The sequence below is a fragment of the Pseudomonas sp. P5_B2 genome (assembly GCF_056400445.1).
This window is the reverse complement of record NZ_JBFULH010000617.1, coordinates 1-2906: the sequence shown is the minus strand read 5'-3', so window position 1 is coordinate 2906 and position 2906 is coordinate 1. Positions and strand designations below refer to the sequence as shown.

General features: G+C 58.1%; 3 protein-coding genes. 2 read left to right on the top strand and 1 reads right to left on the bottom strand.

Going from position 1 to position 2906, the window contains the following annotated elements; all coding sequences use genetic code 11:
* Positions 1 to 171: 171 nt before the first annotated feature.
* Positions 172 to 546 carry a GtrA family protein gene (locus AC1DRJ_RS24760; protein WP_477804480.1) on the top strand — a complete coding sequence of 125 codons (375 nt, stop codon included), beginning with the start codon at positions 172 to 174 and terminating at the stop codon, positions 544 to 546.
* A gap of 40 nt (positions 547 to 586) precedes the next feature.
* On the opposite strand, the gene AC1DRJ_RS24755 is transcribed toward AC1DRJ_RS24760, so the two are convergent.
* Positions 587 to 2206, bottom strand: coding sequence for an FMN-binding glutamate synthase family protein (locus AC1DRJ_RS24755; protein WP_477804479.1), 1620 nt, complete (start codon positions 2204 to 2206; stop codon positions 587 to 589).
* A gap of 282 nt (positions 2207 to 2488) precedes the next feature.
* Between AC1DRJ_RS24755 and AC1DRJ_RS24750 the strand changes: the two genes are divergently transcribed.
* Positions 2489 to 2906 (top strand): NUDIX hydrolase (locus AC1DRJ_RS24750; RefSeq protein ID WP_477804478.1); only part of this gene is annotated, 418 nt, incomplete at its 3' end.

Below are 2906 nucleotides of genomic sequence, written 5' to 3'. Positions count from 1 at the left end.
CCTGTATGCCCGGCAGCTTTACGATCTCTGACTACCGTCGGGTTCGTAAACGAGCAGTTCAAAATGACCGTTGATCCGGATTGCCGCGCTACCTGTTCGTTATGACAGTAGACGCACACCCGCGCTGACTTTAGGTTGACGCTTGAAACAGCAGCAGGCCAGGGAACGGACATGAAAACCTTATGGAAAAAGTTTTCCGCTTACGCGGTGGTTGGCGTGGCCAATACGCTGATTCATTGGCAGCTATTTTATGTACTCACCACCGTCGCCGAATGGAGTCAGGCCGCCAGTAACCTTTCGGCGTTTTGTGTGGCCGCGACGTTCTCTTTCTATGTGCATACGCTGTACACATTCAATGCCAACGCGTCGGTGCTTCGTTATCTGGTGTATCTCTGTTTCATGGGGCTGATGAGTTTCGTTGTTGGCTATTTCGCTGACGTCTGGAAAATTCACGGGCTGGTGACCGTCGCGTCGTTCTCGCTTTTGAGTCTGATCTGCGGGTTGTTATTTTCCAGTTTTATTCTGTTCAGCGAGCGTGAGGTTTGAATGATGCCAGCCTCTGCGTGAAGCTGGCATGCAGCGCCAGTTAAGCAGCAGCCATCTCATTTGGCTCAAAACTATCCGCCCGCGCCATCTGCCACATCCGCGAGTAAAACTCGCCATTCACTTCCCCTGTGAGCAACTCCCCCGGTTTCAAAAACACATGCAACTGCGAGAACAACTTGATCTCGGTCGCCGACATGCGTCGCACCAGATGCTTGGCCGACAGTTGCGATGGGTGATCGAGACCGGCAGCGGCCAACATTTCGGCCAACGCCTTGAGTGTATTGCGGTGAAAGTTGAACACCCGCTGGGCCTTGTCCGGGACTACCAGTGCGCGTTGACGCAAGGTGTCCTGAGTCGCCACGCCGGTCGGGCATTTGTTGGTGTGGCAGCTTTGTGACTGGATGCACCCGATAGCGAACATGAAGCCGCGTGCCGAGTTGGCCCAGTCGGCACCAATGGCCAGGACGCTGGCGATGTCGAAGGCGCTGACGATCTTGCCGCTGGCGCCGAGTTTGATTTTGTCCCGCAGGTTCAAGCCCACCAGCGTKTTATGCACGAACAACAAACCTTCGCGCATCGGCACGCCAATGTGGTCGGTGAACTCAACCGGCGCGGCACCGGTGCCACCTTCCTTGCCGTCGACGACGATGAAATCCGGGAGGATGCCGGTTTCCAGCATGGCCTTGGCGATACCCATGAATTCCCATGGGTGGCCGAGGCAGAACTTGAAGCCCACCGGTTTGCCGCCGGACAGTTCACGCAGTTGCTGGATGAAGTGCATCAGTTCGATCGGTGTGGAAAACGCGCTGTGCCGCGACGGCGAGATGCAGTCTTCGCCCATCATGATGCCGCGGGTTTCGGCGATTTCCTTGGTGACTTTGTGCTTGGGCAGAATCCCGCCATGGCCGGGTTTGGCGCCCTGGCTCATCTTGATTTCGATCATTCGCACTTGCGGCGTTTGTGCCTGGGCGGCAAAGCGTTCCGGGTCGAAACGCCCGTCAGCGGTGCGGCAGCCGAAGTAGCCGCTACCGAGTTCCCAGGTCAGGTCGCCACCGTTTTCCCGGTGGTAAGCGCTGATGCTGCCTTCGCCGGTGTCATGGGCAAAATTGCCGAGCTTGGCGCCCTGGTTCAAGGCGCGAATCGCGTTGGCGCTGAGCGAGCCAAAGCTCATGGCCGAGATGTTAAACACGGAAGCGGAGTACGGCTGGGTACATTGCGGGCCGCCGACCATCACGCGGAATGCGCTCGGATCACTCAACGGCGCCGGCCGCATCGAGTGACCGATAAACTCGAAGCCCGACTGATACACATCGATCAGCGTGCCGAAGGGTTTGTCCGCGCTTTCGTTCTTGGCGCGCGAGTAGACCAGCGAACGCTGGGCCCGGGAGAAGGGCAGGGCGTCGCTGTCGGATTCGAGCAGGTACTGGCGGATTTCCGGGCGAATACCTTCCACCAGATAACGAATATTGCCCAGGATCGGGTAGTTGCGACGCACCGCGTGCGGGCTTTGCAGCAGATCGAACAGGCCGATCAGGCTGAGCACAGCGGTGACGGTGGTGATTGGCCAGAGCCAGTCGTATTCGAGGAAAGGCAGGCTGGCGAGGGTGAAAATCACGCAAGCGGCAAAGAAGGCGTAGCGGCTCAGGAGTGACAGGCTCATACGGTTTCCTTGGTTTCGGACTCAATAATTGCGGCAATGCTGCAATGGCTTTTGTGGCAAGGGAGCACCTGTGGCAAGGGCTTTTGCAGATATTACGACTGCTTCGCAGCCGGACGGGGGCAAGCCCCCTCGYCACAATGGTTGGCTGCTTATGACAGGTATACATTTCACGCATTCTGCGCTTGGACAGCTCTAGTTCGCGCGTTCCGGGTATCCATCTAATGACGAGCCCCCGGCGAGCATGGGATCCTTACGGCTTTTACTCAAGGCTTTCTCCGATCCATGACGCTTTCATCCGCTGATTCGCCACGCACCATCCGCATCGCCGCCGCCCTGATGATCGGTCCCGACGGCCGCACATTGCTGGTGCGCAAGCGCGGCACCCAGGCCTTCATGCAGCCGGGTGGCAAGATCGAAGCCCATGAACAACCGGTCCACGCGTTGGTCCGAGAGCTGGAAGAAGAGCTGGGTCTGATCATCGATCCTGCGCACGCCCGTTACCTTGGGATATTCTCGGCACCGGCTGCAAACGAACCTGGATTTGTCGTGCAGGCTGAACTGTTTTTGCTGAGCATCGACACCGACGTTACCCCGGCGGCTGAGATCGAAGAAGTGATCTGGATCGACCCGGCCACCGATGGCGATGTCACGCTGGCGCCATTGACACGGGACCTGATCCTGCCGTTTTATCGAGCATCGC

Bases quoted from the DNA above. Each gene is read 5' to 3' on its own strand.
- AC1DRJ_RS24760 (WP_477804480.1), top strand. From the start codon at position 172: ATGAAAACCTTATGGAAAAAGTTTTCCGCTTACGCGGTGGTTGGCGTG.